The organism is Arenibacter lacus (assembly GCF_008711145.1).
GTDB classification, from domain to species: domain Bacteria; phylum Bacteroidota; class Bacteroidia; order Flavobacteriales; family Flavobacteriaceae; genus Arenibacter; species Arenibacter amylolyticus.
On record NZ_VVIN01000149.1, the window covers coordinates 1 to 1,843 of the forward strand.

The window sequence follows — 1,843 nt, forward strand, 5'->3', positions numbered from 1 at the left end:
TACATGGGGTAACTTCCATGAAAGAATGGTACGTGGGTAAATACCTCATCGGCAATTATCCACGAATCAGCGAACTTAAACCTTGCAAAACCGTATGTCACAAGAAAACCCGCAAAGGTTAATGAATCAGAAACTATAAAGAACCAAATCATCATTTTGCCATAGCTAGCACCTAATGGTTTGTTCCCTCCGTCCCAAACGTTCTCCTCTGCAACCGTAGTAACCGTAGAATCCATATAAAAATTATCGTGTTAATAAAATTTTCACAAATTTACATTTTTTTCGGCTAAACCAAATTATTGCCATTCAAAAAAGGTTAAAAAAACACATTCTAAATAAGGCTTAGATCAAGCTCGCCGAACATCTTAAAAATAAGGCGTTTCCCCTATTCAACGAAATACATAAACAGGACCAAATATAACCAAAGAAAGTCCAAGAAATGCCAAAAAGTGGCTCCCAGTTCTAATCCAAGCATATTATCTGAAGAGTACTTCCCTTTTAAGTGATTGACTACCACCACAGAAAGACTAATAATCCCGGCCACCACGTGTACCACATGCACTGCTGCAATTAAGAACACATAGGACATCTTAATACTACTAGTAGGTCCAGTAAAATAGTATCCTTGTTCGATTATCTGGGAAAATCCATTGAATTGAAAAACTATAAATGCAATTCCCAACCCCAAGGTAAGCAACAAGTAATTGGAACACTGCTTGCGGTTATCCTTGGCAATTGCCTTTTTGGCCAACCAATAGGTGATACTACTTAAGATTATCACAATGGTACTACCTAAAAAAGCAGATGGCAGGGAAAGGTCGTGCAACCAATCTTCCCTAGAGCTACTAACAATATAGGCACTGGTCCAACCTGCAAACCCCATTACAAGGCTTACAATGGCAAACCAAAGCATCATCTTTCTTGCCCTTTCGTTCTTTACTTTATCTGTCCCTTTTGTTAAGTCCATCTTATTAAATAAATTTATCTATTACGTACACCAGCTGCATTAAAGTAATGTAACTAACACTGGCCAACATCAATTTACGTGCAGAGGCATTATCCCTTTTTTCATATAGGCGAAACGCGAAAAACAGCATCACCAGCCCCATCATAAAAATCAGCACCGCAGCACCTACGGATAGTTGCAAGCGCCCTGTAAACCCAAAGACTGGAATAATAGAGATCAGTATCATCCAAAGGGTATACATTATAATTTGCAAAGCGGTCCCCCGATCTTTTTTGCCAGTGGGCAACATCTTAAATCCGCCTTTCTTATAGTCGTCATCCAACATCCAGCCCAATGCCCAGAAATGTGGGAATTGCCAGAAGAATTGAATCATAAATAAGGTCCCTGGCTCAATTCCAAAATTATCGGTAGCAGCCACCCAACCAAGCATAAAGGGGATTGCCCCAGGAAAAGCACCAACAAAGACAGACAAAGGTGTCTTGGTCTTTAAGGGCGTATAAACGCTGGTATATAGAAAAATTGAAATAGCCCCAAACATAGCTGTCTTGGGGTTAAGGAAATAAAGGGTCACAATGCCTAGAATGGTAAGCGTTACTGCAATAGTCATGGCAGTTGCCACAGACATCCTTCCTGCAGGAATAGGCCTGTTTCTAGTACGCTTCATCAAGGCATCCAAGTCTCTCTCGATAACCTGATTATACGCATTTGAAGCTCCCACCATGCAATACCCCCCAAAGGCAAGTATTAAAATGGATACTAAGTTCACCTCAACGGCACCCAACATATATCCAGCAATGGAAGAAAAAACAACACTTACAGCCAGCCTAACCTTTGTAATTTCTTTAAAGTCAGAAAAATACATTGCAAAGGAAGCGC

2 protein-coding genes and 1 pseudogene are annotated in these 1,843 nt (G+C 40.3%); all 3 read right to left on the reverse strand.

Annotated features, from left to right (window positions below; genetic code table 11):
* Window positions 1–236: pseudogene (locus F1E73_RS17980) on the reverse strand (cytochrome c oxidase subunit 3); the annotation flags it as partial.
* A gap of 149 nt (window positions 237–385) precedes the next feature.
* Window positions 386–967 carry a cytochrome c oxidase subunit 3 gene (locus tag F1E73_RS16835; RefSeq protein WP_150452641.1) on the reverse strand — a complete coding sequence of 194 codons (582 nt, stop codon included), beginning with the start codon at window positions 965–967 and terminating at the stop codon, window positions 386–388.
* 4 nt (window positions 968–971) lie between these two features.
* Window positions 972–1,829: a heme o synthase gene (gene cyoE, locus F1E73_RS16840; RefSeq protein WP_150452642.1), complete on the reverse strand. Its 858-nt coding sequence runs from the start codon at window positions 1,827–1,829 to the stop codon at window positions 972–974.
* Between the last annotated feature and the right edge of the window lie 14 nt (window positions 1,830–1,843).

Excerpts from the sequence above, each read along its gene's own strand:
- F1E73_RS16835 (WP_150452641.1), bottom strand. The coding sequence starts at position 967 with ATGGACTTAACAAAAGGGACAGATAAAGTAAAGAACGAAAGGGCAAGA.
- cyoE (WP_150452642.1), bottom strand. The coding sequence starts at position 1,829 with ATGTATTTTTCTGACTTTAAAGAAATTACAAAGGTTAGGCTGGCTGTA.